Genomic DNA, 25756 nt, shown 5'->3' with positions numbered 1-25756 from the left:
ACGCCGCGAGGCGCTTCCGGAAAAGCAAAGCATCTTTCCCGGGCGAACGCACCACAGAGGCACGCTCACATGTCCTGCTCGAACTGTACCGTGTTCGAGGTCTCGCACCTTTCCACCGGATCGACCTTCGGCTTCTGCCAGTGGGCGATCCAGCATTCGTCGTAGACGGAGCAGTAGCAGATCGCCATGTCGAAACGTTTCTGCGCCGCATAGAACGTTCGCGCCTGCTCGAGATCGAGAATCCGCACCGCCTCGATCGTCGTTTCCCGATTCGTGCTCGGCGGAACGACCTTCCCGTAGATTCGACTGTACGTGGCCGAAACGGGAACGTCGCCGAGGATAGGGCCGAACATTTCCTTCCAGTTGCGAATCGGTTTGCCGTCGAGACTCATCGTCACCGATTCGATGCGCGCCGGCCCTACGCCGTCATTGCTGACTTCCCAGATGTATCCGCGCTTTTCTCCCTCGTTGCTCAAACGGTAGCCGATCGAGAGGTAGGGCCACACGCTTCCGCGAGCTTGAGACTGCATCAGTTGCGTCTGGGCATTCATCAAGCGGGATTGGTATACGCCGAGCGCGAGTGCGAGAAAGCTGGCGGCGAGCGCGAATAGATTGCTGAGCCCGGACAGGAAGGGGCGCCTGCGTGGAATGCCTGGACTCGAGCTCGGCGGCGCGTTCAACCGGTCCTGTTCCATCGGGGTGCCTTCAGTCGACCCGCCGAAATGGTACTTCAGCGAAAGCTGCTCCGCCGAACACATCGGCGGAGAGTCGTCGCCGCAGCGTCGTTCGGCGATAATTTCCGTTGGATGCTCACGCGCCGTCTGCCGTGCGCACGCTTCCTTTCGCCTCCGGAGTTTCGATGACCACCAACCACGACCTGTTCCAGCGCGCCCTCGCGCGCATCCCCGGCGGCGTGAACTCGCCGGTGCGCGCGTTCAAGGCGGTCGGCGGCGAGCCGTTCTTCACCGCGCGCGCCGACGGCGCGTATCTGTGGGACGTCGAGGACAAGCGCTACGTCGACTACGTCGGCTCCTGGGGCCCGATGGTCGTCGGCCACAATCACCCGCACGTGCGCGCCGCGGTGGAACGTGCGATCCAGAACGGCCTCTCGTTCGGTACGCCCTGCCCGGCCGAGGTGACGATGGCCGAGACGATCGCCGAGCTGGTGCCGTCGGTCGAAGTCGTGCGCATGGTCAACTCCGGCACCGAGGCGACGATGTCGGCGATCCGCCTCGCGCGCGGCGCGACCGGACGCACGCGCATCGTCAAGTTCGAAGGCTGCTACCACGGCCACGGCGACGCGTTCCTGGTCAAGGCCGGCTCCGGTGCGCTCACGCTCGGCACGCCGACCTCGCCCGGCGTGCCCGGCGCGCTGGCCGATCTCACGCTGACCCTGCCCTACAACGATCTGGAAGCGGCCGAGAAGCTGTTCGCCGACGCCGGCGACACGATCGCCGCGCTGATCATCGAGCCGGTCGCCGGCAACATGAACTGCATCCTGCCGCGGCCGGGCTACCTCGCCGCGCTGCGCGAGCTGTGCACGCGCCACGGCGCGCTGCTGATCTTCGACGAGGTGATGACCGGCTTCCGCGTCGCGCTCGGCGGCGCACAGGCGCTGTACGGCATCACGCCCGATCTGACCACCTTCGGCAAGATCATCGGCGGCGGCATGCCGGTCGGCGCCTACGGCGGCCGCCGCGAACTGATGCAGCAGATCGCGCCGGCCGGCCCGATCTACCAGGCCGGTACGCTGTCCGGCAATCCGGTCGCGATGGCGGCGGGACTGGCGATGCTCGAGCTGGTCCGCGTGCCGGGCTTCCACGACGAACTCGACCGCCGCACGCGCCTGTTGACCGACAGCCTGCAGGCCGCCGCCGACGAAGCCGGCGTGCCGCTCACGATCAACCGCGTCTGCGGCATGTTCGGGCTGTTCTTCACCTCCGAGAAGGTCGACACCTACGCCCAGGCCACCGCCTGCGACGTCGCCGCGTTCAACCGCTTCTTCCAGGCGATGCTGAAGGCCGGCGTCTACCTGGCGCCGTCCGCGTTCGAGGCCGGCTTCGTCTCGATCGCGCACACCGAGCAGGTCATCGCCGACACGCTGCACGCCGCGCGCGGCGCGTTCGCGCAGGTGGCCGCGCGCTGATCGCGCGCGGCGCCCCTACGCGGCGCGGCAGCAAAGCGGCCGTCGCCGCTCAATCGACCGACACTGGCTTGCCGTCCCGCTCGTAGACGCGGCCGCCCTTCATCACGAAGGCGACCTTGCGCATCACCGCGATGTCTTGCAACGGGTCGCCGGGCACGGCGACGACGTCGGCGAACTTGCCGGCCTCGAGCGTGCCGAGGTCGGCGGATTTCTTCAGCAGCTCCGCCGCATGCGTGGTCGCCGCCTGCAGCGCGTACGCCGGCGGCATGCCCGCCTCGACCATGTAGACGAACTCGCGCGCGTTCTCGCCGTGCGGGCAGGCGCCCTCGTCGCTGCCGAAGGCGACCTTCACGCCGGCCTTGTAGGCGCGGCCGGCGCTCGCCTGCATCAGGTTGCCGAACGTGCGCATCCTCGCCGCTTCCTGCGGCGAGCCGCCGCTCCACTCGTCCGCGTGCTCGGCGACGATCTTTCCGACGCAGATCGTCGGTACGAACCAGGTGCCGTGCTGCTTCATCAGCGCGGCGCTGGCTGCGTCGATGAACGTGCCGTGCTCGATCGAGTCGACGCCGCCGAGCACCGCCCGGCGAATGCTCTCCGGATCGTGCGCGTGCGCGCCGACGGTGAGTCCGTAATCGCGGGCGGTGTCGACGACGGCCTTGATCTCGATCAAGGTCATGTGCGGAATCGCACCGCCGGGCAGGTCCTCGAACAAGCTGCTCGATGCCATGATCTTGATCGTGTCGACGCCGTCCTTGTAGTGCTGGCGCACGGTCTTCGCCGCTTCGGCCGGGCCGTTGGCGATGCCGTTCTTCGGACCGAGATCGCGTTGCAGGTCCGCACGCAGGTCGACGCTCCAGTCGGCGTGACCGCCGGTGCTGCCGATCGGACGCCCCGCGGTGAGGATGCGCGGGCCGGGCACGATGCCGGCATCGACCGCGTTGCGCAGCGCGATGGTTTCGTTGTTGATGTCGCTCATGTCGCGCACGGTCGTGAATCCCGCCAGCAGCGTGCGCCGCGCGTGGACGACGGAGCGGACCGCGAAATCGGCGAGGTTCCAGCGCAACGGGTCGGCGTCGGTGCTCAGCGAGAGATGCGTGTGCGCATCGATCAGGCCCGGCAGGCAGGTCGCGTCGCCGAGATCGATCGCCGTCGCGCCGGGCACCTCCGCTCGGCCGGGCTTGACCTCGCGGATGCGCTCGCCTTGCACCACGATCGTGGTCGCACCGAGCCGCTTGCCGGCCTTGGCGTCGAACAGGTAGCCGCAGTGCAGGGCCTGCACCCCGGCACTCGTCGCCGGCGGCGGACTCGACTCGGCCGCCGCCGGCGGCAGAACCGCCAGAGCGGCCAAAGCCGCCAGTACGACGGCGCCCGCCCCATGGCGGCGACGTTTCCGGATCACGCTCATCAACGACCTCCCCTTGTCTCCGGCGCTCGACGGAGCACCGCGGAGACACGAATCTCCCCGATCGTTCCTCCCGCGAACAGGCCCATTGGTCAGCCTCGCCGTGAGCGTATCCGGCCATCGCGACGGCCGCGCCACCGGCGGCTCGTGGATGTTCCTTCCTTGGCCGAAACCGCACCGCCGAGACGACGCGGCAGGACGGATCGAAAAAAATGCCGCAAACGGACCCGTTCAGGTGATTTCTCCGGACGAGGGCGCCCGCCGCCCGATCCCCTCGAACCGGAGCCTTGCCGTGAACGCCAACACCGACGCCCTCTCGCCCGACCCCAGCCTCGCCGCCAGCGTGGACATCGACACGCTCGACGTGTCGGACAAATGGAAGCGCTACTTCAAGGCCATCCGGAAGTACGGCGGCCTGCAGGCGCCGCTGGCGCGGACGCTGCCGCCGGATCAGCGCAAGGCCGCCACCAAGGAGATGGCACCGCCGATCGCGAGCTGCGCGCTGGCCTTCGTGTTCGGCTTCTTCTACTACCTCGCCAAGGGCATGTGGAAGAAGGGCCTGGTGCTGCTCGCGTTCGTGCTGATCATCGTCATCACCGCCAGCTTCCTGCTGTACATGGTCGGCGGCGAAACCCTGGCCAACGCGACGCGCTTCCTCGGCGGCGCGATCTTCGGCGTGATGGCGCCGCGCGACTTCTACGCGTTCAAGATCGAAGGCGACGACGGCTGGATGCCGGTGCGCCCGTTCTGAGCGCCGCGGTCGGAACTTCGCCATGAACGCATCCTCCGCCGCACCGGAGCCGCTCGCCGCATCGGCACCTGCCGCTCGCCCGCGCTATCCCGGCGCCATCGCCGGCTGGCTGGTGGCGGACCTGCTCCTGTGCGCGCTCAACGCCGTGCTGGCCTTGGCCGGACTCTCGCTGCTGCTCGGCGGCGAGACGCAAGACGTGCCGATGTCGATCACCCTGGCGGAGACGGCCGCGCACGCCGGCATCGCGTTGTTCGGACTCTTCGGCAACGCCGCGCTGCTGCGCTACCGTCCGGGCGGCGCGATGCTCGCGAAGATCGCCCTGCTGTTCGTCGGCGCCGGCGTGGCGGTGTCGCTGTACGAGATCCCGCTGCGCCTGGCCGATCCGGAAGCGACCTGCCCGCCGGACATCGTGGTCGCCGGGGCGGCGATCGGGCTGTTCCTGAGGATCACGCTCAATCTCGTCTACTTCGGCATGGTGCGGCGCGCGGCGCGTTTCCTCGATCGCCTGCCGTCGCTGCCGGGCTGAGAACGGACCGGCCGCGCGCGCGGCGTCAGTGGTTGCGCGCTGCCGCTTCGACGAGGCGCTTCACGTGCGGATCGACCAGTGGCGATTCGCGCAGGACCTTCGCGTTCTCGGCGATCAGCGCGGCGGCGCCGGCATCGGCGCCCGATTGCTGGCGCCGGCACAGGCCGAGGATGAGTCGCGCGTAGGCGACGCGCCATTGCACCACCCGCGCCAGCGTCGGCCCCTGATTGTGCGCGATCGTCGCTTCGACGTCGGCCGGCGCGGTGCAGCGGCCCTCCAGCGCGTCGAACTGCGCCAGCAGGTAGCGAACGAAGGCGATCATCCGGTCGTTGGACGCCTGATCGAGGCTCACCAGCCCGTCGAGCGCGTCGCGCGCGTGGCGCCGCGCGGCGTCGAGATCGCCGAGGTCGCGCTCGTCCTCGGCCAGCTCGGCCTTCAGCAGCTGCACGTCGAAACTGCTCTGGTCGCCGTTGCGTTCGAGCACCTCCAGCGCCTGGCGGTGATACGCACGCGCGCCTTCCGCGTCGCCCTTGTACTGGCGCACGTTGCCGAGCAGTTCCAGCGCGTCGTTGGTGCTCTTCGAGCCGATGCGCTCGAGCGCGGCCAGCACGGAGCGCGCGATCTTCTCCGCCTGGTCGTACTCGCCATTGGCCAGGCGCAGGCGCGCCAGGTTCTGCGTCGTGACGATCGCGCGGTAGCTGTCCTCGCCGCCGTGCGCGACGGCGTAGCGCCGCACGCGTTCGCCGAATTCGATCGCCGCGTCGAGCTGCCCCTGCGCGAGCTTCGACGCCGCCAGCGCCACCTCGGCCTGCGCGGTCGTCTCGCTGTCCTCGCCGTAGTGGCTGCGCGAGGTCGCCAGCGCCTGCTCGAGGATCGCATCGGCCTCGGCGTAGGCGGGCTTGCGCACCAGCGCGCGCGCGAGCCAGTTCGCGCTTTCCAGGTAGCGCGGATGCGCCTCGCCGTAGATCGCGCGATTGGAGTCGACCACCTCGCGCAGGATCGCCACCGCGTCGTCGTTCCTGCCGGCGCCGCCGAGCAGGTTGGCCAGCTCGACGCGCATCAGGTTCACGTCCGTGGACGGTCCGAGCGCCGAGCGCTCGCGGATCGCGATCGCCTGCTGCAGGCGCTCGATCGCCTCCCCGCGCCGACCCCTGGCCTCGTCGAGACCGGCGAACTGGTGCAGCGCTTCGGCCAGCTCCGACTCCGCCGGCGCGCCGAGTTCGCGCAGCCGTTCGACCGAGCGGCGGAAGTTCGCCTCCGCCTGGTCGAGATGGCCGAGGCGCTTGTGCAGGGTGGCGAGCTGGTAGGCGGCGACGGCCGTCTGCTGCGCGGCCTCGGGCGAAGCGTGCGAATCGCGCTGCACGATCGGTTCCAGCATCGCGAAGGCGGCGTCCTGCGGCCCGTCGCCGTGGCCGATCGCGCCGGCGTAGCCGGTCGCCAAGGTGACGGCCAGCGGAGAATCCTTGCCGAACGCGGCGACGGCGATCTCGTAGCCGCGCTGCAGCAGCGCCGCCGCCTTGTCGTACTCGCCGAGGCCGATGTAGGTGCGGCCGAGCGCCTCGAACAACTGCGCCTGCATGTCCGGCTGCTGCTTCAGGTCGGCCTCCGCGCGGCGCACGCCGATGTCGACGAGTTCCAGCGCGCTGGGCGGCTTGCCGAGGGTGACTTCCGGATTGGCCGACTCGAACACGCCGACCAGGAAGTCGCGCACCGCGCCCGCCGCCTGCGCTTGCGCCGTCGCGCGCGCCGCCTCGGCTTCGGCGCGATCGCGCTGCCGATGCGCCTCGTGCGCCTGCCACAAGGTGCCGGCCATGCCGGCCAGCAGCGACAGCGCGACCACGGCGGCGACGCCGACGCCGACGCGATGGCGATGCAGGTAGCGGCGCAGGCGGTCGAACGCGTCCGGCGCGCGCGCGCTGATCGGGCGGCGTTCGAGCGCGGCTTCGACGTCGGCGAGCAGCGCCTCGACCGTGCCGTAGCGCGCGGACGCCTCCTTCGACAGCGCCTTCAGCGCGATCGCGTCGAGGTCGGCGGCGAGGTGCGCCGGCTCGGCGCGCAGCGGCGTGGCGGCGGCGAGCTCGCTCGGCGCGCGCGGCGGTTCGAGGCGGATCTTCTCGACCATCGCGCCGAGCGAGAGGCCGCGCAGCGACAGCGGCGGACGGCCGCAGAGCAGGAAGTACAGCAGGCCGCCGAGCGCGTAGACGTCCGAACGCACGCTGGCCGTGTTGGCGACGATCAGCTCGGGCGCGGCGAACTCCGGGGTCAACGCGATCTGCGTCGCCTGCGCCGTGTCGGCATCGGCGGCGAGTGCGCGCGCGATGCCGAAGTCGAGCAGGTGCGCGCGCGCGTCCGCGTCGACCAGGATGTTGGCCGGCTTGATGTCGCGATGGACGACCAGGCGCTCGTGCGCGTAGGCGACCGCGGCGGCCACTTGGCGGAACAGGTCGATCCGCGTGGCCAGCGCCGGTTCGTCGCGCTCGAGCCAGGCGTCGAGCGCGACGCCGTCGATGTAGTCGGTGACCAGGTACGGATGGCCGTCGACGAGCGAACCGGCGTCGAGCAGGCGCACGATGCCCGGATGATGCAGGCCGGCGAGCACGCGCCGCTCGGATTCGATGTGCCGCGCGAGCAGCGGACGGTCGTCGCGGATGAACTTGATCGCGACCTGCTTGGCGAACAGGCCGTCGGCGCGTTCGCCGAGCCAGACCTCGCCCATGCCGCCGCGGCCGAGCAAGCGCAGCACGCGCCAGTTGCCGACGATCTCGCCATCGTGGCCGATCGGATCGGAGGCGGCCTGCGGCACCAGGTAGTCGGTCGAGCGCTCGATGCCGGCCAGCCAGCCGCGCAGCGCCGCCGCGTCCTCGGCATCGGCGCGTGCGACTTCCTCGACGAAGGCGGCGCGGTCGCGCTCGGGCAGGTCGAGCAGGCGGTCGAGCAGGTCTTCGCGGCGCTGCCAGTCGGCGGGCGAGGATTCCATCGGCGAATCCCGCTGCGATTCGGTGTTCCCCATCAGGAATCCGGATGCAGGCGCTCGAACAACCAGCCGCGCGCCTTCAGCCAGTCGCGCCGCACGGTGCTGCGGTCCAGATCGAGCACCTCACCGGTTTCCTCCTCGCTGAGGCCGGCGAAGTAGCGCAGCTGCACGACCTGGGCGAGGCGCGGGCGCACCTGCTCCAGCCGGCCGAGCGCATCGTTGAGTTCGAGGATGCGGTTCGCCTCGGCGAGGTCGGCGTCGAACGCCTCGACCTCACCGAGCGTTTCGTGCGCCGCGCCGCCGCCGCGCTTCTGCGCGACGCGGTCGCGGGCGTGGTTGATCACGATGTTGCGCATCGCGCGCGCGGCGATGGCGAGGAAGTGGTTGCGGTCGACGCGGCCGAACAGCTCCGGCGACGAGGCGAACTTCAGATACGCCTCGTTGACCAGCGCGGTGGTCGACAGCGTCTCGCCGACCCCGCCGCGCCGGCGCTGGCGATGGGCGATCTGGCGCAGCTCGTTCTGCAGTCCGGTCATCAGCGCCGACAGATCGAGGGCGCGCTCCTTGACCAGGGTTTCCAGCCGCAGACCGATCTCGGTCTCGTATTCCGTTTCGTCCTGGAGGTCCATACCCCTTCCGCGTGACGCCGCCGCCTTCGGCGAAGCGTAGCAGCGTCGACGCGGGCGCGGCTCGTTCGCCGTGGCGGAGCGTGCGCCCGTATGCGCATTCGGCGGCGCCGGTCCTCTCAGGCGCCCGCGAAATCGTCGAGCGCCGCAACGAGGCGTCGCAGGCCGTCGGACAGCTCGGCGTCGGTGATCGTCAACGGCGGCACGAAACGCAGCACGTCGGGACCGGCCTGCAGCAACAGCAGTCCCTGCGCCGCCGCGCGATCGAGGATCTCGCCGGCGCGGCCCTTGTACGCATCCGCCAGCATCGCGCCGATCATCAGGCCGCGACCGCGCACCTCGGCGAACAGGCCGCGCCCGCGCTCGAGCGCCGCGAGTCCGTCGCGCAATGCCTGCGCCTGCCGCGCGACGTTCGCCGCGAGCGCCGGCGAGGACAGTTTGCGCAGCGCCACGCGCGCGACCGCGGCGGCGATCGGATTGCCGCCGAAGGTGGTGCCGTGCGCGCCGAACTGCATGATCTCGGCGGCCTTCGGCCCCGCCAGCATCGCGCCGATCGGAAAGCCGCAGCCGAGCGCCTTCGCCAACGTCACGATGTCCGGCACGACGCCGTCCTGCGCATGCGCGAACAGCGTGCCGGTGCGGCCCATGCCGCACTGGATCTCGTCGAGCACCAGCAGCGCGCCGTGCGCGTCGCACAGCTCGCGCGCCCGCGCGAGGAAGCCCGGCGCCGCCGGCGTCACGCCGCCCTCGCCCTGCACCGGCTCGACCAGCATCGCGGCGACGTCGCCCGGCGCGAACGCCTGCTCGAGTTCGTCGAGGTCGTTGAACGTCGCATAGCGGAAGCCGGCCGGCAGCGGCTCGTAGCCTTCCTGGTACTTGGGCTGCGCGGTCGCGGTCACGGTGGCCAGCGTGCGGCCGTGGAAGGAGCCGCGGAACGTCACGATCACGCGCCGCTCTGGCGGCCTGCCGTTCGCCGCCGCCCACTTGCGCACGAGCTTGATCGCCGCCTCGTTCGCCTCGGCGCCGGAATTGCACAGGAATACGCGCTCCGCGAATTCCGAAGCGGCCACCAGTTCCTCGGCCAGGCGCAGCGGCGGCTCGGTGTAGAACACGTTGCTCGCGTGCCACAGCTTGCCGGCCTGCGCGGTCAGCGCGGCGAGTAGGTCCGCATCGCCGTGGCCGAGCGCGTTGACCGCGATGCCGGCGCCGAAGTCGACGTAGTCGCGGCCGTCGCGATCCCACACGCGCGCGCCCTCGCCGCGATCGAGCACGATCTGGCGCGGGCGGTAGACCGGCAGCCAGTAGCGCGGGCCGAGGGCGAGCAGGTCGGAAGTCCTCGATGCAGCATCATCCATGGTTCAAGCCTTGGTTCGGGAAGTGCGGCGATGGCCGGCCGCGTCGGACTGCCTGGCGACACCCGTTCGGAACGTCGCGCGAAACCCCAGGTCGCGGGCGATCGCGCCTACCACGTGCCCGTGTTCGGCATCGACGCCCACGGCTCCGCTGGCGCCAGACGCTCGCCCTTCTGCAGCAGTTCCACCGAGATCAGGTCCGGTGAACGCACGAAGGCCATGTGGCCGTCGCGCGGCGGGCGATGGATGGTGATGCCCATCGACTGCAGGTGCGCGCAGGTCGCGTAGATGTCGTCGACCTCGAAGGCGAGATGGCCGAAGTTGCGCGCGCTGCCGTAGTCCTCGGGCGGCGAGCCGTCGGCGGCCGGCCAGTTGTAGGTCAACTCGACCTCGGCGTCGGGCGAGGCGTCGGCGCTGAGGAAGATCAACGTGAAGCGCCCGGCCTCGCTCTCCTTGCGGCGCCGTTCGCGCAGGCCGAGGCCGTCGCAGAAGAAGCGCAGGGTCGCGTCGACGTCGCGGACGCGGATCATCGTGTGCAGGTATTTCATCTCGCTCTCCGATCGGTGCATGGGCTGGCCGGGGCGGCGTGCGTGTGGCGCCTGCGCCCCGACCGGTCCCGTGCGAGACGGCCATTTTCGTCGACGAGGGATCGAGTGCGATAGCCAGCCCGACACGCCGAAATGCGTGATCTTACTGTCGTAAATGTGAATTACTCTCATTTGCGTTTACAATACGAAAATCCTCCCGCGAAACCTCGATCCGCCAAGCCCTTCCATGTGCCGTCTGATCAACCCGTCGCGCCGTCGCGACGCGGGGAATCCGCGCGTGCCGTCGTGCTCCACGGCACTCGCACATCGGCGGGTCGACGGTTCGCCGCCCGACTCCTTCACTCGACGACGTTTCCGCCGCTCATGAATCCACGATCCCTTCGGACCCGCCCTGCTCCGGTCATGCGCCTGCGCACACCTCCACGCCGCCTGCTCGCACTCGCGCTCGCCGCCACCTGGCCCTGCGCGCATGCCGCCGCCGCGGACGACGTGCCGCTGCAGAAGGAACCGGTGCAGCTCGAAGGCGTCGTCGCCACCGCGCACGACGCGCCGTACACGGTCGACAGCACCGCGGCCGCGACGAAATTGCCGCTGTCGCTGCGCGAGACGCCGCAGTCGGTGACTGTCGTCACGCGCGAGCGTCTGGACGACCAGAACCTGAACTCGCTGCGCGAGGTGCTCGACAACGTCACCGGCGTCTATTCGGACGCCTACGACAGCGAGCGCGTGCTGTTCTTCTCGCGCGGCTTTCCGGTCGACGGCCTGATGGTCGACGGCGTGCCGGCGCTGCCGAACTTCAACACCGGCTCGATCGACGAGACCATCGACACCGCGCCCTACGAGCGCATCGAGATCGTGCGCGGCGCGACCGGCCTGATGAACGGCGCGGGCAGCCCCGGCGCCTCGGTCAACCTGGTGCGCAAGCACGCGGACGCGACGACGCCGCGCGTCGCGGTCGACCTCGGCGTGGGTTCGTGGAGCAACCGGCGCGGCGAAGTCGACGTCTCCGCGCCGCTGAACGCCTCCGGCAGCGTGCGCGGCCGCGCTATCGCGGTCTACGAGGACCGCGAGTCGTACCAGGCGCTCTATCACAAGAAGACCGCCGTGCTGTACGGCATCGTCGATGCGGACCTGTCGCCGTCGACGACGCTCTCCTTCGGCATCGACTACCAGAACAACCGGCCGCGCGGGAACACCTGGGGTTCGTTTCCGCTGTTCCTCGCCGACGGCACGCGCGCGGACTGGTCGCGCTCGGTGACGACCGCGACCGACTGGACGTTCTGGAACCGGCGCACGGAGACCGTGTTCGGCGAGCTGCGCCACGCCTTCGACAACGACTGGCAGCTGCACGCGGTGGCGAACTGGCGCCGCTACGACGAGGACCTGGCGCTGTTCTACCTGTCCGGATTCCCCGATCCGGTCAGCGGCGAGGGACTCGAACCATCCGCCTACCGCAGCAAGGGCGAAATCGTCGAGCGCGCGCTCGACGTCTACGCCAGCGGCCCGTTCGACCTGTTCGGCCACCGCCACGAACTGGTGCTCGGCTACAACGGCTCGCGTTCGACCAATACCGGCAAGGAATACGCGGTGAGCGGCCCGCTCGCCGATCCGGGCAATTTCTTCGACTGGGACGGTTCGTATCCCAACCCCGGCTTCGAGGCCCGGGGCAATCGCCTCACCGACATCCGCACGCGCCAGAACGGCGCCTACGCGGCGGCGCGCCTGTCGCTGGCCGATCCGCTGAAGCTGATCGCCGGCGCGCGCTACGCCACGTGGAAGACCGATTCGTTCTATCTCTACGACGACCCGCACGATTCACGCTACGACTATCGCGAGACGATTCCCTACGCCGGCCTGGTCTACGACCTCGGCCGCGGCTTCTCCGCGTTCGCCAGCTACACCGGCATCTTCAAGCCGCAGAACAGCCGCGACGCGAACGGCCACTGGCTCGACCCGGTCGAGGGCCGCAGCGTCGAACTCGGCATCAAGGGCGAGCACCTCGACGGCGGACTGAACACCGCGCTGACCGTGTTCGAGACGCGCCAGGACAACGTCGCCGCGCCCGTGTTCGATCCGGAAACCGGCGAACCGGTGAGGCTGCCCGACGGCTCGCAGGTCTCGCGCGCGATCGACGGCGCGCGCACGCGCGGCTTCGAGATCGAAGCGGTCGGACGGCTCGGCGAGGAATGGAACGTCTCGCTCGGCTGGTCGCGCCAGCTCACGCGCGACGCCGACGACCGCGCCGTGCGCACGTTCATCCCGTCGACACTGGTGCGCCTGTTCGCGACGTGGAAGCCGGCGCAGTGGGAGCGCCTGACGCTCGGCGCGGGCGTCAACTGGCAATCGCGCAGCCGCACCTTCGTCGGCTCGCCCGACGGCGGCACCACGCTACGGCAGGGCAGCGTCGCGACGGCGACCGTGATGGCGCGCTACCAGTTCTCGCCGCAGGTGTCCCTGCAGCTCAACGCCAACAACCTCTTCGACCGCACGTACTACGTGCTCGACGAATACGACAACACCTACTACGGCGCTCCGGCGAGCTATGCGCTGAGCCTGCGCGTGGCGTTCTGACACGCCGCGCGCGAGCGCGGCGTCACCCGCGCTGGAAGCGCGGGATGTGCTGCGCGAGTCGCGCCAGGCGCTGCAACGGGTCGGACAGCTGCAGCAGTTCCTGCCGCTCGGAAGGCTCCAGCGGCAGCGCCTCGGCGAGACGGAAGCCGACCCAGCTGGCGTCGTCGTAGCTGGCGCGGTCCGATTGCGCGAACGGGCCGCCGGCGCGTTCGTGCAGGCGTTCGAGGATCGTCGCGAGCAGGCCGTGCTCGGGCGGCACCGACAGCAGCGGCTCGTCGTCGAGGAAGCGCACCTGCCCGTGCACGAGGCCGTTGTCGCGCACGCGCGTGTGGGCGACCTGGAAGCGTCCGTAGCCTTCCGCGCCGATGCCGAGCAGGCCGTCGGGCAGCGTGTAGAAGTCGGTGATGCGCGCGAGCGTGCCGACCGCGGCCGGCACCGCGGGCTCGCCGACCTCGCGCCCTTGGAGGATCAGGCAGACGCCGAAGCCGGAATTGTTGCGCGTGCAGTCGCGCACGAGGTCGATGTAGCGCGGTTCGAAGATGCGCAGATTGAGCAAGCCGCCTGGAAACAGCACCGCGGAGAGCGGGAACAGCGGAATGTTGACGAGGCTCACGCGACGAGTCTAGCAGGCGGCCGAGCCGACGAATCCGGCATGTCGACGGCGGCGCCGACTAGGCGCCGGCCGCCTGCAGCGCGGCGAAGAACTTGCGCGGCGCGCCTTCGAAGCCGCCGTTCGACATGAACACCACGTGGTCGCCCGCACGCGCCTGCGCGAGCAGGTCGGCGACCAGATCGGCGACGCTGCCGGCGGTGCGGCCGCGTCCGGCCAGCGCGCCGAGAATCCGGCCGGCGTCCCACGGCAACTCCGGTCGCTGCAGAAACACCACCGCGTCGGCGTCGCGCAAGGACGGCGCGAGTTCGTCGGCGTGCGCGCCCATGCGCATTGAGTTCGAGCGTGGCTCCATGCCGACCAGGATGCGCGCCGAGCCGACCTTCGCGCGCAGACCGGCGAGGGTCGTCGCGATCGCGGTCGGGTGATGGGCGAAGTCGTCGTAGACGCGCACGCCGGCGTGCTCGCCGATCCGCTCCATGCGCCGGGCGACGTTGCGGAAATCCGCCAGCGCCGGCAGGGCCTGCGCCGCGTCGACGCCGGCCGCATGCGCCGCCGCCAGCGCGGCCAGCGCGTTCATGACGTTGTGGCGGCCGCTCAATTCCCAGCGCGCCTCGCCCAGTTCGCGCCCGCGATGCGAAACGACGAACGCGCTGCCGTCCGCCGCGAGCAGGCGCGCGCGCCAGTCGCCGTCGTCGATGCCGAACGTCTCGACCGGCGTCCAGCAGCCCATCGCGAGCACCTCGGCGAGCCGCGCGTCCTCGGCGTTGACGATCAGGCGGCCGTTGCCCGGCACCGTGCGCACCAGGTGATGGAACTGGCGCTGGATCGCGGCCACGTCGGGGAAGATGTCGGCGTGGTCGTACTCGAGGTTGTTGAGGATCGCGATCGACGGGCGGTAGTGCACGAACTTCGAGCGCTTGTCGAAGAAGGCGGTGTCGTATTCGTCCGCCTCAATGACGAAGAGCGGGGATTGGGGATTGGGGATTGGGGATTGGGAAGGCGATGGACCGCTGCGCTCTCCGAATCCCGAATTCCCAATCCCCAATCCCGGCTCCAATCGCGCCGACACCCCGAAATTCGCCGGCACGCCGCCGACCAGGAAGCCGGGCGCGCGGCCTTGCGCCTCGAGGATCCAGGCCAGCAGCGACGTCGTCGTGGTCTTGCCGTGCGTGCCGGCGACGGCGAGCACGCGGCGCTGCGCGAGCAGGGTTTCGCCGAGCCATTGCGGGCCGGACACGTACGGCAGGCGCGCGTCGAGCATGTGCTCGATCGCCGCGTTGCCGCGCGACAGCGCGTTGCCGACGACGACCAGGTCCGGCGCGCGCGCAGGATCGCCGCCGCCGAGGTGTTCCGCGCTGTAGCCCTGCTTCAGCACGATGCCGAGCCGTTCGAGCTGGGTCGACATCGGCGGATACACGTTCGCGTCGGAACCTTCGACCTCGTGCCCGAGTTCGCGCGCGAGCGCGGCGATGCCGCCCATGAAGGTGCCGCAGATGCCGAGGATGTGCAGTTTCATGCCGTGGGTTTCCGTGAGCGGTCAGGCGGCCTTGCCGAACAACAGGCTTTCGAGCACCCAGTACGCGACCAGCCAGCTCGTCGCATGCGCGAGCGCGAAGCCGAAACCGATCTCGACCGCGTGGCGCAGGAGGTTCGCGTTGACGAAGACCTGCCAGATCAGCGTCGCCAGCAGCAGCCAGCGCAGCAGGGCCTGCCACGGACCGAGCGCGAGCGCCTCGTCGGCGCCGCCCGCCGCGGGCAACTCGATCAGCGCGGCGATCGGCAACTGCGTCAGCGAGATGGCCAGGCCGCAGGCGCACAGCGCGGTCGCGGTCTGCACGTAGCGGCTGCGGCGGCCGCGCAAGGCCAGTTCGAGCCAGGCCAGGCCGAGCACGACGCCGGTCGTGAGCAGGGAATGCGCGAGCGCGTCGCCGCCGTCGCCGAGCAGGCCGCCGATCGACACGTCGAGCGCGAGCACCGCGCCGATCAGCCAGGCGAGCAGCGTCGGCGAGTGCGGCAGATCCTGCGGACCGCGGCGCAGCCGGCACAGGTCCGCGACGAGACGGACGAAATCGGAACTCGCGATCGCCATGGGATTCGGACTCGAAACGCGCCGTGGCGGCGTCGCGGGCGGTACCTCGCGCTCAGGCGCGCAGACGATTCGCGTCGCCGCCCCGCGGCAGCGCGGCCAGGACGCGACGGGTGATGTCGGCCAGTTCGCCGACGCCGTCGACGACCTTCAGCAGGCCTTCCTCGGCGAAGTGCGCGGCGACCGGCTCGGTCTGCTCGGCGTAGACGCGCAGGCGTTCGCGCACGGTTTCCGGCGTGTCGTCCTTGCGTCCTTCCTTCGCGGCGCGGCCGGCGATGCGCTCGACGATCAGTTCGCTCGGCACGTCCAGCTTGACCGCGACGTCGAGCGGCTGGCCGATGCGTTCGAGCAGCGTCTCCAGCGCCTTGCACTGGGCGAGGTTGCGCGGATAGCCGTCGAGGATGAAACCGCTCTTGGCGTCGGGCTGCGAGATGCGCTCTTCCAGCATCGCCAGCACGATGTCGTCGGAGACCAGCTGGCCGGCATCCATCACCGCCTTCGCCTGCAAGCCGAGCGGCGTGCCGGCCTTGACCGCGGCGCGCAGCAGATCGCCGGTGGAAATGTGCGGCACGCCGAGTTCGGCTTTCAGAATGTCCGCCTGAGTGCCCTTGCCCGAGCCGGGCGCGCCGAGTAGAACGAGTCGCATGTTGCTCCCATGCCGCCGCCGCGGCGTTGCCGATCGCGTGGAGTGTTTGCGGCAACGCGCAGCGGACTGCGCCCCATCTATTGCCGTGTCGCGTCGGATCACCGAACGCGCGCGCCGAACCGATTTAGAATGCCGGCAACGCTAGCGGCTGGCCGAAACCCTGTCAAACCGCGCCGCTCTCGATTTTCGCCGCCGGAGACGGGCGCAGGAGGAAACACCACATGGCGCAAGGCAAGCTTCTCTACGCGCAATCGGGCGGCGTCACCGCGGTCATCAACGCCACCGCCTGCGCGGTGATCCAGACCGCGCGCGCCGTCAGGCTGCCCGTGCTGGCGGCGCGCAACGGCATCATCGGCGCGCTGCGCGAGGAACTGATCGACACCGGCAAGGAAAGCCGCGCGGCGATTGCGGCATTACGCCACACGCCCGGCGGCGCGTTCGGTTCGTGCCGCTACAAGCTGAAGTCGATCGAACACAGCCGCGCGCAGTACGAACGCCTGATCGAGGTGTTCAAGGCGCACGACATCCGCTGGTTCCTCTACAACGGCGGCAACGACTCGGCCGACACCGCGCTGAAGATCTCGCAGATCGGCCGTGAACTGGGCTATCCGATCGACGTGATCGGCGTGCCGAAGACGGTCGACAACGACCTCGCAGTGACCGACACCTGCCCCGGCTTCGGCTCGGTGGCGAAGTACACGGCGGTGTCGGTGGCCGAGGCCGGCCTCGACGTCGAGTCGATGTGCGAGTCCTCGACCAAGGTCTTCATCGTCGAAGTGATGGGCCGCCACGCCGGCTGGATCGCCGCCGCCGGCGGTCTCGCCGCGCGCCGCGCCGACGATCCGCCGCACCTGATCCTGTTCCCCGAGATCGCCTTCGACGAGGCGAGCTTCCTCGCCCGCGTGAAGGCGATCGTGGAAAAGGTCGGCTACTGCACCGTGGTCGCCTCGGAAGGCCTGCGCAACGCGGAGGGCCAGTTCCTCGCCGAGGCCGGCACGCGCGACGCGTTCGGCCACAGCCAGCTCGGCGGCGTCGCGCCGCTGCTCGCGCAGCTGGTGAAGAGCCGGCTCGGCTACAAGTACCACTGGGCGCTGCCGGACTACCTGCAGCGGTCGGCGCGCCACCTCGCCTCGAAGACCGACGCCGAACAGGCCTACGCGGTCGGCAAGGCCGCCGTCGAGTACGCGCTGGCCGGCAGGAACGCGGTGATGCCGGTGATCGTGCGCACGTCCGATTCGCCCTACCGCTGGAAGATCGAACCCGCGCCGCTGGCGAAGATCGCCAACCACGAGAAGAAGCTGCCGAAGCATTTCATCCGCAAGGACGGCTACGGCATCACCGCCGCCGCGCGGCGCTATCTCGAACCGCTGATCCGCGGCGAGGATCCGCCCAGGTACGGCAAGGACGGCCTGCCGGACTACGTTCGGCTCGAACGGAAGCTCGTGCGGAAGAAATTGCCCGCCTACGCGATCGAGGATCGCTAGCCGCGCCCGGCGCATCGCGCCTTTCGCGAACTCCACCGCGCCTGCTGCGCCGCGCCAATGCGTTCGCCGCGATGGCGTGGCTATACTCGGCCGGTTGCTCGCGATTTCCCGTTGTTCGTCTTTCGTCCTGGTACGTCAAGGGAGGGTTCGATGCTGTTTCAGCAACATGGGCTTTTGATCGCGCTGGTCTGCGCGGTGCTCGCGATCCTGTACGGGGTCTGGTCGATCCGCTGGATTCTGGCCAAGCCGGCCGGCAATGCGCGCATGCAGGAAATCGCCGCGGCGATCCAGGAAGGCGCCCGCGCCTACCTCAATCGCCAATACCGCACGATCGCGCTGGTCGGCGTCGTGCTCTTCGTGGCGATCGGCTTCGCGCTGGACTGGGGCACCGCGATCGGCTTCGCGATCGGCGCGATCCTGTCCGGCCTCACCGGCTACATCGGCATGAACATCTCGGTACGCGCCAACGTGCGCACGGCCGAAGCCGCCAGGGGCGGCATCCCGGCGGCGCTGGCGGTGGCGTTCCGCGGCGGCGCGATCACCGGCATGCTGGTCGTCGGGCTCGCCCTGCTCGGCGTCGCCGGCTACTACGTCGGCCTGCTGAAGACCGGCAGCACGCCGGACCAAGCCCTGCACGCGCTGGTCGGCCTCGCCTTCGGCTCCTCGCTGATCTCGATCTTCGCGCGCCTGGGCGGCGGCATCTTCACCAAGGGCGCCGACGTCGGCGCCGACCTGGTCGGCAAGGTCGAGGCCGGCATTCCGGAAGACGATCCGCGCAACCCGGCGGTGATCGCCGACAACGTCGGCGACAACGTCGGCGACTGCGCCGGCATGGCGGCGGACCTGTTCGAGACCTACGCGGTCACCCTGATCGCGACGATGCTGATCGGCGGCATCATGGCCGGCGAAACCGGCGCCAACGGCGTGCTGTATCCGCTGGTCATCGGCGGCGTGTCGATCATCGCCTCGATCATCGGCACGTTCTTCGTCAAGTCCAGCGGCAGCGGCAAGATCATGAACGCGCTGTACAAGGGCGTGATCGTGTCCGGCGTGCTCGCCCTGCTCGCCTTCATCCCGGTGACGCAGGAACTGATGGCCGGCAGCACCTACGGCGTGTGGAACGTGTTCGGCTGCGCGGTGATCGGCCTGGTGCTGACCGGCGCGATGGTCGTCATCACCGAGTACTACACCGCGACCGAATACGCGCCGGTGCGCCACGTCGCCAAGGCCTCGACCACGGGCCACGCGACCAACATCATCGCCGGCATCGGCATCTCGATGAAGTCGACCGCCTGGCCGGTGCTCGCCGTCTGCGCCGCGATCTGGGGCGCGTACTGGCTGGCCGGCCTGTACGGCATCGCGATCGCCGCGACCGCGATGCTGTCGATGACCGGCATGATCGTCGCGCTCGACGCCTACGGCCCGATCACCGACAACGCCGGCGGCATCGCCGAGATGGCCGAGCTGCCGCCGGAAGTGCGCGCGGTGACCGATCCGCTCGACGCGGTCGGCAACACCACCAAGGCGGTCACCAAGGGCTACGCGATCGGTTCGGCCGGCCTCGCCGCGCTGGTGCTGTTCGCCGACTACACGCACAAGCTCGGCGCGCAGCATCCGGACAAGATCTTCACCTTCGACATCTCCGATCACATGGTCATCATCGGCCTGTTGATCGGCGGCCTGATTCCGTACCTGTTCGGTGCGATGGCGATGGAAGCGGTCGGCCGCGCCGCCGGCAGCGTGGTGGAGGAAGTGCGCCGCCAGTTCCGCGAGATCAAGGGCATCATGGAAGGCACGACCAAGCCGGACTACTCGCGCGCGGTCGACCTGCTGACCAAGTCGGCGATCAAGGAAATGATGATCCCGTCGCTGCTGCCGGTCGCGGTGCCGATCCTGGTCGGCTTCCTGCTCGGCCCGAAGGCGCTCGGCGGCCTGTTGATCGGCACCATCGTCACCGGCCTGTTCGTCGCGATCTCGATGACCACCGGCGGCGGCGCCTGGGACAACGCCAAGAAGTACATCGAGGACGGCCACCACGGCGGCAAGGGTTCGGACGCGCACAAGGCGGCCGTGACCGGTGACACCGTCGGCGATCCGTACAAGGACACCGCCGGCCCGGCGGTCAATCCGCTGATCAAGATCATCAACATCGTGGCGCTGCTGCTCGTACCGCTGCTGTAAGCACCGAGGCGCGCCCTGCGGAAGCGGTGCGCGGCAAGCTCGAGGAAACGAAGACGGCGGCCGCGAGGCCGCCGTCTTCGTTTGCAGGGGTCCGCTTGCGCGGCCTTACGGATGTTCCGCCGTCCTTCCCGCGATGGACGCCGTATGCATGGATGGCGCGTTCGCGCGAACCGATCAGCCCTCCTTGGCGGCCACGCTCAGCGGACTGCGCGCCAGCCGCAGCGCATTGCCGACCACCGACACCGAACTCAGGCTCATCGCCAGCGCCGCGATCATCGGGCTCAGCAGCAGGCCGAACACCGGATACAGCACGCCGGCGGCGAGCGGCACGCCGATCGCGTTGTAGAACAGGGCGAAGCCGAGGTTCTGCTTCATGTTGGCGACGGCCGACTCGGAGATCGCGCGCGCTTCGAGGATGCGGCGCAGGTCGCCCTTGACCAGGGTCACCTGCGCGCTCGACATCGCCACGTCGGTGCCGGTGCCCATGGCGATGCCGACGTCGGCGGCGGCGAGCGCGGGCGCGTCGTTGACGCCGTCGCCGGCCATCGCCACGCGGCGACCCTGCGCCTGCAGCTGGCGTACGAGTTCGGCCTTGTCCTGCGGGCGCACTTCGCCGCGCACGTCGTCGATGCCGAGTTCCCGACCGATCGCGGCGGCGGTCGCCTGCGCGTCGCCGGAAGCCATCACGATGTGCAAGCCGTCGGCGCGCAGCGCCGCCAGCGCGGCCGGCGTGGTCGCCTTGATCGGGTCGGCCACCGCGATCGCGCCGGCGAGGCGGCCGTCGACGGCGAGGTACATCACGCTCGCGCCTTGTTCGCGCAGGCGGCGGGCGCGTTCGAGCGACGGCGCGGGATCGGCGCCGACCTCGCGCATCAGCGCCTGGTTGCCGAGCGCGAGCGCGCGGCCCTGCACGCGGCCGCGTACGCCCTGGCCGGTGATCGATTCGAACGCCTCGGCCGGCGCCAGCGCCAGCCCGCGGCGACGCGCCTCGGCGACGATCGCCTCCGCCAGCGGATGCTCGCTGCCGAGCTCGAGGCTGGCGGCCAGGCGCAGCGCCTCGTCCGCGGCGAAGCCGTCGGCGGCGATCAGTTCGCGGAACGCGGGCTTGCCTTCGGTCAGCGTGCCGGTCTTGTCGACCACCAGCGTGTCGATCGTGCGCAGCTGTTCGATCGCCTGCGCGTCGCGGAACAGCACGCCGACCTGCGCCGCGCGGCCGGTGGCGACCATGATCGACATCGGCGTGGCGAGACCGAGCGCGCACGGACAGGCGATGATCAGCACCGACACGGCGTTCAGCACGGCGTAGGTCCACGACGGCTGCGGGCCGAACAGGCCCCAGCCGAGGAACGTGAGCACGGCGATCGCGAGCACGGTCAGCACGAACCCGTACGACACCCGATCGGCCATGCGCTGCATCGGCGCGCGCGAACGCTGCGCCTGCGCGACCAGCTGCACGATCTGCGCGAGCATCGTGCCGGAGCCGACCTTCTCGGCGCGGATCACCAGGCTGCCGGTGCCGTTGAGGGTGGCGCCGATGACGGTGTCGCCCTGCGTCTTCTCCACCGCGATCGACTCGCCGGTCAGCATCGATTCGTCGACGCTGGAACGACCGTCGACGACGACGCCGTCGACCGGCACCTTCTCGCCCGGACGCACACGCAGGCGATCTCCGACGTGCACGTGCTCGAGCGGGACGTCCTCCTCGCCGCCGTCCTCGCGCAGACGGCGCGCGGTCTTCGGCGCGAGCCCGAGCAGCGCCTTGATCGCGGCCGAGGTCTTCGAGCGCGCGCGCAGCTCGAGCAGCTGGCCGAGCAGGGTCAGCGAGACGATCACCGCGGCGGCTTCGAAGTAGACGCCGACGCGGCCGTGTTCGCGGAACGAATCGGGGAACCATTCCGGCGCCAGCGTCGCGACCGTGCTGTAGCCGAACGCGGCGGCGACGCCGATGCCGATCAGCGTCCACATGTTCGGGCTGCGGTTGCGGATCGACTGCACGCAGCGCTCGAAGAACGGCCAGCCGGCCCACAGCACCACCGGCGCGCTGAGCGCGAATTCGATCCACGTGCGCGCGGCGGTCGAGAGGAACGTGAAGGAGTGGCCGAACATCGCCAGCACCAGCACGACCAGGCTGAGCGGCAAGGTCCACCAGAAGCGGCGCGAGAAGTCGCGCAGCTCGGGGTTGTCCTCCTCTTCCAGGCTCGGCATCTCCGGTTCGAGCGCCATGCCGCAGAGCGGACAGGTGCCGGGATGGTCCTGGCGGATCTCCGGATGCATCGGGCAGGTGTACATCGTGCCTGCCGGCGCCGGCTCGGCCGGGGGCTGCGGCGCGAGATACTTCTGCGGATCGGCGAGGAATTTCTCGCGGCAACGTGCCGAGCAGAAGTGGTATTCGTGATCCGCATGCGTCGCGCGATGCGTGCTCGTCGCCGGATCGACCGTCATGCCGCAGACCGGATCGAGCACGCCGGCCGTCTCCGCTTCCGGAGCGCCGGCGTGCTTGGTCGAACAGCAGCTCCGTGCTTCCGCCGTCGGCTCGAGGTAGGCCTGCGGATCGGCGAGGAACTTCTCGCGGCAGCGCGCGGCGCAGAAGTGGTAGTAGCGGCCCATGTGCTCGGCGCGATGCGCGCTCGTCGACGGATCGACCTGCATGCCGCAGACCGGATCGAGCACGGTGGCCTGGGAGACGCTCGCCCCGGTGCGCTTCGTCGAACAGCAGCCGTGGGCGCTCACAGATGAGGACGACGGCGCGTGTCCGCCGTGATCGTGCCCGGCGTGAGCACCGCCGCCGTGATCGCCTCCCTGAGCGTGCGCGTGATCGTGTCCGTGATGCCTGCCGTGCCCGCTCATGCCGATTCCTCCTCGGCGAGGGCGTTCAGGATCGGGCAGTCCTCCAGCAGCCCGTGTCCGGGGCAGGCTTCGATCAAGGCGTTCAGGCCGTCGCGGATGCGTGCGAGTTCTTCCAGCCGCCGTTCGACGTCGGCGAGCTTCTGCTGCGCGGCCGCCTTCATCGAGGCCATGTCCTCGTCGCCGTGCTGGGACAGCGCCAGCAGCTCGCGGATTTCCGGCAAGGTGAAGCCGAGCGCCTTGCCGCGGCGCACGAAGCGCAGGCGCTTGAGATCGCCGAGGTCGTAGCTGCGATAGCCCGAGGCGAGGCGCGAGGGCTTGGGCAGCAGGCCTTCGCGTTCGTAGTAGCGCACGGTGTCGATGCCGACACCCGAGCGTTGTGCGAGTTGTCCGATTTTCATGGGTCTGGACGCCTTTCGTGGATCGAATGGCGCCAGTATCAACCCTTGACCTTAGTCCAGGGTCAAGGCCTCGATCGGCGAAAAACCCGTCGTCATGCCCGGACACTCGAATGCCGGACGACCGGCGCAGCAAGACCCGTCCGGAAGCCGAAAGAAAACGGCGGCCCGATCGCCGCCGTTTCCGCATTGCCGCGAAGCATCGGCAGCGCTAGCGAATCTCCAGCCTGCCCGGCAACTGGGCCTTGGCGTCGTCGATCAGCTGCGGCAGCCCGTCCGCTCCGCGCACGACCTTCGAGTCGGTGAAGATGTTCTTCAGATGCTGCACGAACCCGCCGTCCGCGCCGTTCGTGCTGCCCATGCCCTTGACCAGGGCGACGGCGAAGTCCTGCGGCTTCATGCCGGCGAAGGTGCCGTTCACCGAATCGCCGCTCAGCTTGCGCACCTCGGCGTCACTGACGAGGTCCTTGGCCGCCGCATGCTCGGCGCCGTCCTTGAGCGCGCGCATGTCGTTCTCGGTGTAGGTCAGCTGCGCGCTCTTCACCGGACCTGCGCTGGGCACCGGCGCGCTCAGCTTCATGAACTGCGAGGAGACCAGCCAGTCGCTCTTGCCGTCGATGTCGACCTTGTAGGAATAGCGGCGCTCGTCGAGCAGCTCGTTCTGGTTCGCGTCGTACTTGCGCGTCATCACCAGCGCCACGTTGTCGTCGAACTGCAGCGTCGTCTCGCGCGTCGCCGGCTTGCCCGGCTCGGTGGTGAGGACGTCGCTGGCGGTGCTTCCCGCCCCCTTGATGGAGAAGTCGAACGAGGCCAGCTTGCCGTCGAGCTTTGCCTGCGTCGAGACGTCGAGCTTCTGGATCGTCTTCACGTCCGCGACGCCGGCGCCGTTGTCGGTCGGGAAACGGCCGGTCAGCAGCGCTTCGCGATAGCTCGCGCGTCCTTGCGGATCGGCGAGATCGAACTCGGCGCTGGTCAGCTTGGCGTCGGCGAACTTGTCGCCGCGGCCGAGCATCGCGCTGGCCACGCCGACGTCCACGCCGACCCCGATGGACGCCGACAGTGCGGCGGTCGGGCCGGCGGTGAGGCGGATCCGGTTCGCGTCGGTCTTCTCGGCCACCACGGTGAAGCCGTCTTCCGAGGAGCTTTTCGTCTGCGCCCTCACCAGGCCGACTCCGGCCTTCACGTCGGTGTTGACGAAGGCCGAGGTGTTCAGCGTGAACTGCGAGCCTTTCGGCATCGAATCCGGATCGAGCGGATTGACTTTCAGAGGCGAGGTGTCCTTGCCCTTGGCCTCGGCATCGGGAACCTTGGTTTCCGCGGACACCTTGAAGCCGGGGGTGATGCTGCCCTCGAGGCTCCACCGCAGCGGCGTCTTGGCCGCCGCCTTGTCCTCCTTGCCTCCGAGGAACGCGTTGGCTTTCGCGGTCGCGCTCGCCTCCGCCGAGAGGGAAGAAGTGGTCGTTCCGTCCTTGCTGTCGGTGCGGCCTTCCACTTTGCCGTTGACGGCAAGTCCGACGCCGGCGCCGAACACGCCGCCGGGGCTCTTGTAGCTGAAGTCGATACCGACGCCCTTCTCGATCTTGAAGCTGTCAGTCCCGAGCGTCGCGCTTCCGCTCTGTGAGTGCTTGGTGGTCGTCGTCGTGCCCTGCGCATTCGTCGTGGCGGTTGCGCGCTCGCGCTCGACCGATCCGCCGATCGAATTCGTGGAGAGCGTGAGGTTGCCCTTGTGCTCGGTGCTTTCGCTCGCCTTCGCCGGAGTTCCGGCGGGCCCCTGCGTCTCGGTGCCGTTCTTCCGGCTGCCGCCGAAGCTGAGCCCGTCCTCGCCGAACTTGACGTTGCCCGTGGTCGAGGTCGAGGTGCCCGAACTCGAGCCGTCCGCCTGCGTGGTCGTCGTTTTCTTGTCCGCCACGACGTCGACGCCGACGCCCTTGTTGTCGAAGCCGGCGCCGGCCGTGGTCGTCGAGCTGCCGCCGACCTTCGTGCCGTCGACGCCCTGCGCATTCGTCGACGCCGTGAACTGGGCGGTTCCCTTGACGCCGTTCTTGTCGGCGGTCGCGCCGAGCGTGGCGTCCGCGCTGCGCCCTTCCACCGGATCGGCGGCGGTGGTCTTCTGCGTCACCGACGCGGCGCCGTCCTTGAAGCTCGTACCGACCGTGGCGTGCCCGGGCTTGGCGGCATCGACCGGCGCGGCTGCGCCGTTGCCGCCCGCCTGCGGCGACCCGGGAATCGTCAGGCGCTGCCCCGGATAGAGCCCTTCGGGATTGAGCGCCTGCGGATTGGCCTTGCGCAGCGCCTCTTCGTCGACGCCGAGCCGCCGCGCGACGCTGTCGAACGTATCGCCGTGTTCGGCGACGAAGTCCTGGCTGTCCGCCGATGCGGGCGGCCGTGCCGCGGTAAGTGGGGTATTGCCGATCGACGGTGTGCCCATTGTGGAAATCCTGGCTGGAACCCATCCCGCCTCGATGCTAGCCCCCGCGCAATCGACGGCCCATTGGTGGATACCCTATGTCGTTCGCGCACCCGGCACGCCGAGGGAACGTACGCAGGGGGGCCGCGGTTCTCGCCACAGGCCGTCCGCACTACCATCGAAGGCCCCTTTTTCGCCGAC

General features: G+C 69.7%; 19 protein-coding genes. 6 read left to right on the top strand and 13 right to left on the bottom strand.

The window, feature by feature from the left end; translation table 11 throughout:
- Positions 1-65: 65 nt before the first annotated feature.
- Complete coding sequence (locus J7520_RS04700) at positions 66-695, bottom strand: hypothetical protein (protein ID WP_291184697.1); 630 nt, start codon at positions 693-695, stop codon at positions 66-68.
- Between the two features lie 164 nt (positions 696-859).
- Between J7520_RS04700 and hemL the strand changes: the two genes are divergently transcribed.
- A complete protein-coding gene (gene hemL, locus J7520_RS04695) occupies positions 860-2146 on the top strand; it encodes a glutamate-1-semialdehyde 2,1-aminomutase (protein ID WP_291184694.1) in 1287 nt (428 codons plus the stop codon).
- 49 nt (positions 2147-2195) lie between these two features.
- Here hemL and J7520_RS04690 read toward each other — a convergent pair whose 3' ends face one another.
- The gene (locus J7520_RS04690; RefSeq protein WP_291184691.1) at positions 2196-3551 is read right to left on the bottom strand and encodes an amidohydrolase family protein; all 1356 of its coding nucleotides are present in this window, start codon (positions 3549-3551) and stop codon (positions 2196-2198) included.
- A 289-nt stretch (positions 3552-3840) separates the two neighbouring features.
- On the opposite strand from J7520_RS04690, the gene J7520_RS04685 reads away from it, so the two are divergent.
- Together J7520_RS04685 and J7520_RS04680 are read left to right on the top strand one after the other, a co-directional pair.
- Positions 3841-4299, top strand: coding sequence for a DUF2628 domain-containing protein (locus J7520_RS04685; RefSeq protein WP_291184688.1), 459 nt, complete (start codon positions 3841-3843; stop codon positions 4297-4299).
- Positions 4300-4321: 22 nt separating this feature from the next.
- Positions 4322-4825: a hypothetical protein gene (locus J7520_RS04680; protein ID WP_291184685.1), complete on the top strand. Its 504-nt coding sequence runs from the start codon at positions 4322-4324 to the stop codon at positions 4823-4825.
- A gap of 25 nt (positions 4826-4850) precedes the next feature.
- Here the strand turns inward: J7520_RS04680 and J7520_RS04675 are convergent, their stop codons facing one another.
- The 4 genes from J7520_RS04675 to J7520_RS04660 all read right to left on the bottom strand — a co-directional run bounded on the left by J7520_RS04675 (position 4851) and on the right by J7520_RS04660 (position 10325).
- The gene (locus J7520_RS04675; RefSeq protein ID WP_291184682.1) at positions 4851-7802 is read right to left on the bottom strand and encodes a serine/threonine-protein kinase; all 2952 of its coding nucleotides are present in this window, start codon (positions 7800-7802) and stop codon (positions 4851-4853) included.
- Between the two features lie 32 nt (positions 7803-7834).
- Entirely contained in the window at positions 7835-8428 is a 594-nt protein-coding gene (locus J7520_RS04670; protein ID WP_291184679.1) for an ECF-type sigma factor, read from the bottom strand.
- 116 nt (positions 8429-8544) lie between these two features.
- Positions 8545-9780 carry an acetylornithine/succinylornithine family transaminase gene (locus J7520_RS04665; RefSeq protein ID WP_291184676.1) on the bottom strand — a complete coding sequence of 412 codons (1236 nt, stop codon included), beginning with the start codon at positions 9778-9780 and terminating at the stop codon, positions 8545-8547.
- A 107-nt stretch (positions 9781-9887) separates the two neighbouring features.
- Entirely contained in the window at positions 9888-10325 is a 438-nt protein-coding gene (locus J7520_RS04660; protein WP_291184673.1) for a VOC family protein, read from the bottom strand.
- A gap of 402 nt (positions 10326-10727) precedes the next feature.
- Here J7520_RS04660 and J7520_RS04655 point away from each other — a divergent pair, with 402 nt between their 5' ends.
- Positions 10728-12896, top strand: coding sequence for a TonB-dependent siderophore receptor (locus J7520_RS04655; RefSeq protein ID WP_291184669.1), 2169 nt, complete (start codon positions 10728-10730; stop codon positions 12894-12896).
- Between the two features lie 22 nt (positions 12897-12918).
- On the opposite strand, the gene J7520_RS04650 is transcribed toward J7520_RS04655, so the two are convergent.
- The 4 genes from J7520_RS04650 to J7520_RS04635 are packed head-to-tail and all read right to left on the bottom strand — an operon-like array spanning position 12919 to position 16241.
- On the bottom strand, positions 12919-13509 hold the full coding sequence (locus J7520_RS04650; RefSeq protein ID WP_291184666.1) for an LON peptidase substrate-binding domain-containing protein: 591 nt from the start codon (positions 13507-13509) through the stop codon (positions 12919-12921).
- 58 nt (positions 13510-13567) lie between these two features.
- A complete protein-coding gene (mpl, locus tag J7520_RS04645) occupies positions 13568-15025 on the bottom strand; it encodes a UDP-N-acetylmuramate:L-alanyl-gamma-D-glutamyl-meso-diaminopimelate ligase (protein WP_291184663.1) in 1458 nt (485 codons plus the stop codon).
- A gap of 21 nt (positions 15026-15046) precedes the next feature.
- On the bottom strand, positions 15047-15598 hold the full coding sequence (locus J7520_RS04640; protein WP_291184660.1) for a hypothetical protein: 552 nt from the start codon (positions 15596-15598) through the stop codon (positions 15047-15049).
- 52 nt (positions 15599-15650) lie between these two features.
- The gene (locus J7520_RS04635) at positions 15651-16241 is read right to left on the bottom strand and encodes an adenylate kinase (protein WP_291184657.1); all 591 of its coding nucleotides are present in this window, start codon (positions 16239-16241) and stop codon (positions 15651-15653) included.
- A 221-nt stretch (positions 16242-16462) separates the two neighbouring features.
- Between J7520_RS04635 and J7520_RS04630 the strand changes: the two genes are divergently transcribed.
- Together J7520_RS04630 and J7520_RS04625 are read left to right on the top strand one after the other, a co-directional pair.
- On the top strand, positions 16463-17725 hold the full coding sequence (locus tag J7520_RS04630) for a 6-phosphofructokinase (RefSeq protein ID WP_291184655.1): 1263 nt from the start codon (positions 16463-16465) through the stop codon (positions 17723-17725).
- A 153-nt stretch (positions 17726-17878) separates the two neighbouring features.
- Positions 17879-19906 carry a sodium-translocating pyrophosphatase gene (locus tag J7520_RS04625; protein WP_291184903.1) on the top strand — a complete coding sequence of 676 codons (2028 nt, stop codon included), beginning with the start codon at positions 17879-17881 and terminating at the stop codon, positions 19904-19906.
- 174 nt (positions 19907-20080) lie between these two features.
- Here the strand turns inward: J7520_RS04625 and J7520_RS04620 are convergent, their stop codons facing one another.
- The 3 genes from J7520_RS04620 to J7520_RS04610 all read right to left on the bottom strand — a co-directional run bounded on the left by J7520_RS04620 (position 20081) and on the right by J7520_RS04610 (position 25576).
- Positions 20081-22576, bottom strand: a complete 2496-nt coding sequence (locus J7520_RS04620) for a heavy metal translocating P-type ATPase (RefSeq protein WP_291184652.1) — start codon at positions 22574-22576, stop codon at positions 20081-20083.
- A 173-nt stretch (positions 22577-22749) separates the two neighbouring features.
- Positions 22750-23151 carry a heavy metal-responsive transcriptional regulator gene (locus J7520_RS04615; RefSeq protein ID WP_291184649.1) on the bottom strand — a complete coding sequence of 134 codons (402 nt, stop codon included), beginning with the start codon at positions 23149-23151 and terminating at the stop codon, positions 22750-22752.
- A 208-nt stretch (positions 23152-23359) separates the two neighbouring features.
- A complete protein-coding gene (locus J7520_RS04610; protein ID WP_291184646.1) occupies positions 23360-25576 on the bottom strand; it encodes a LysM peptidoglycan-binding domain-containing protein in 2217 nt (738 codons plus the stop codon).
- Between the last annotated feature and the right edge of the window lie 180 nt (positions 25577-25756).

The sequence above is a fragment of the Dokdonella sp. genome (genome assembly GCF_017744955.1).
GTDB lineage: Bacteria > Pseudomonadota > Gammaproteobacteria > Xanthomonadales > Rhodanobacteraceae > Dokdonella_A.
This window is presented reverse-complemented; position numbering and strand designations above follow the sequence as displayed.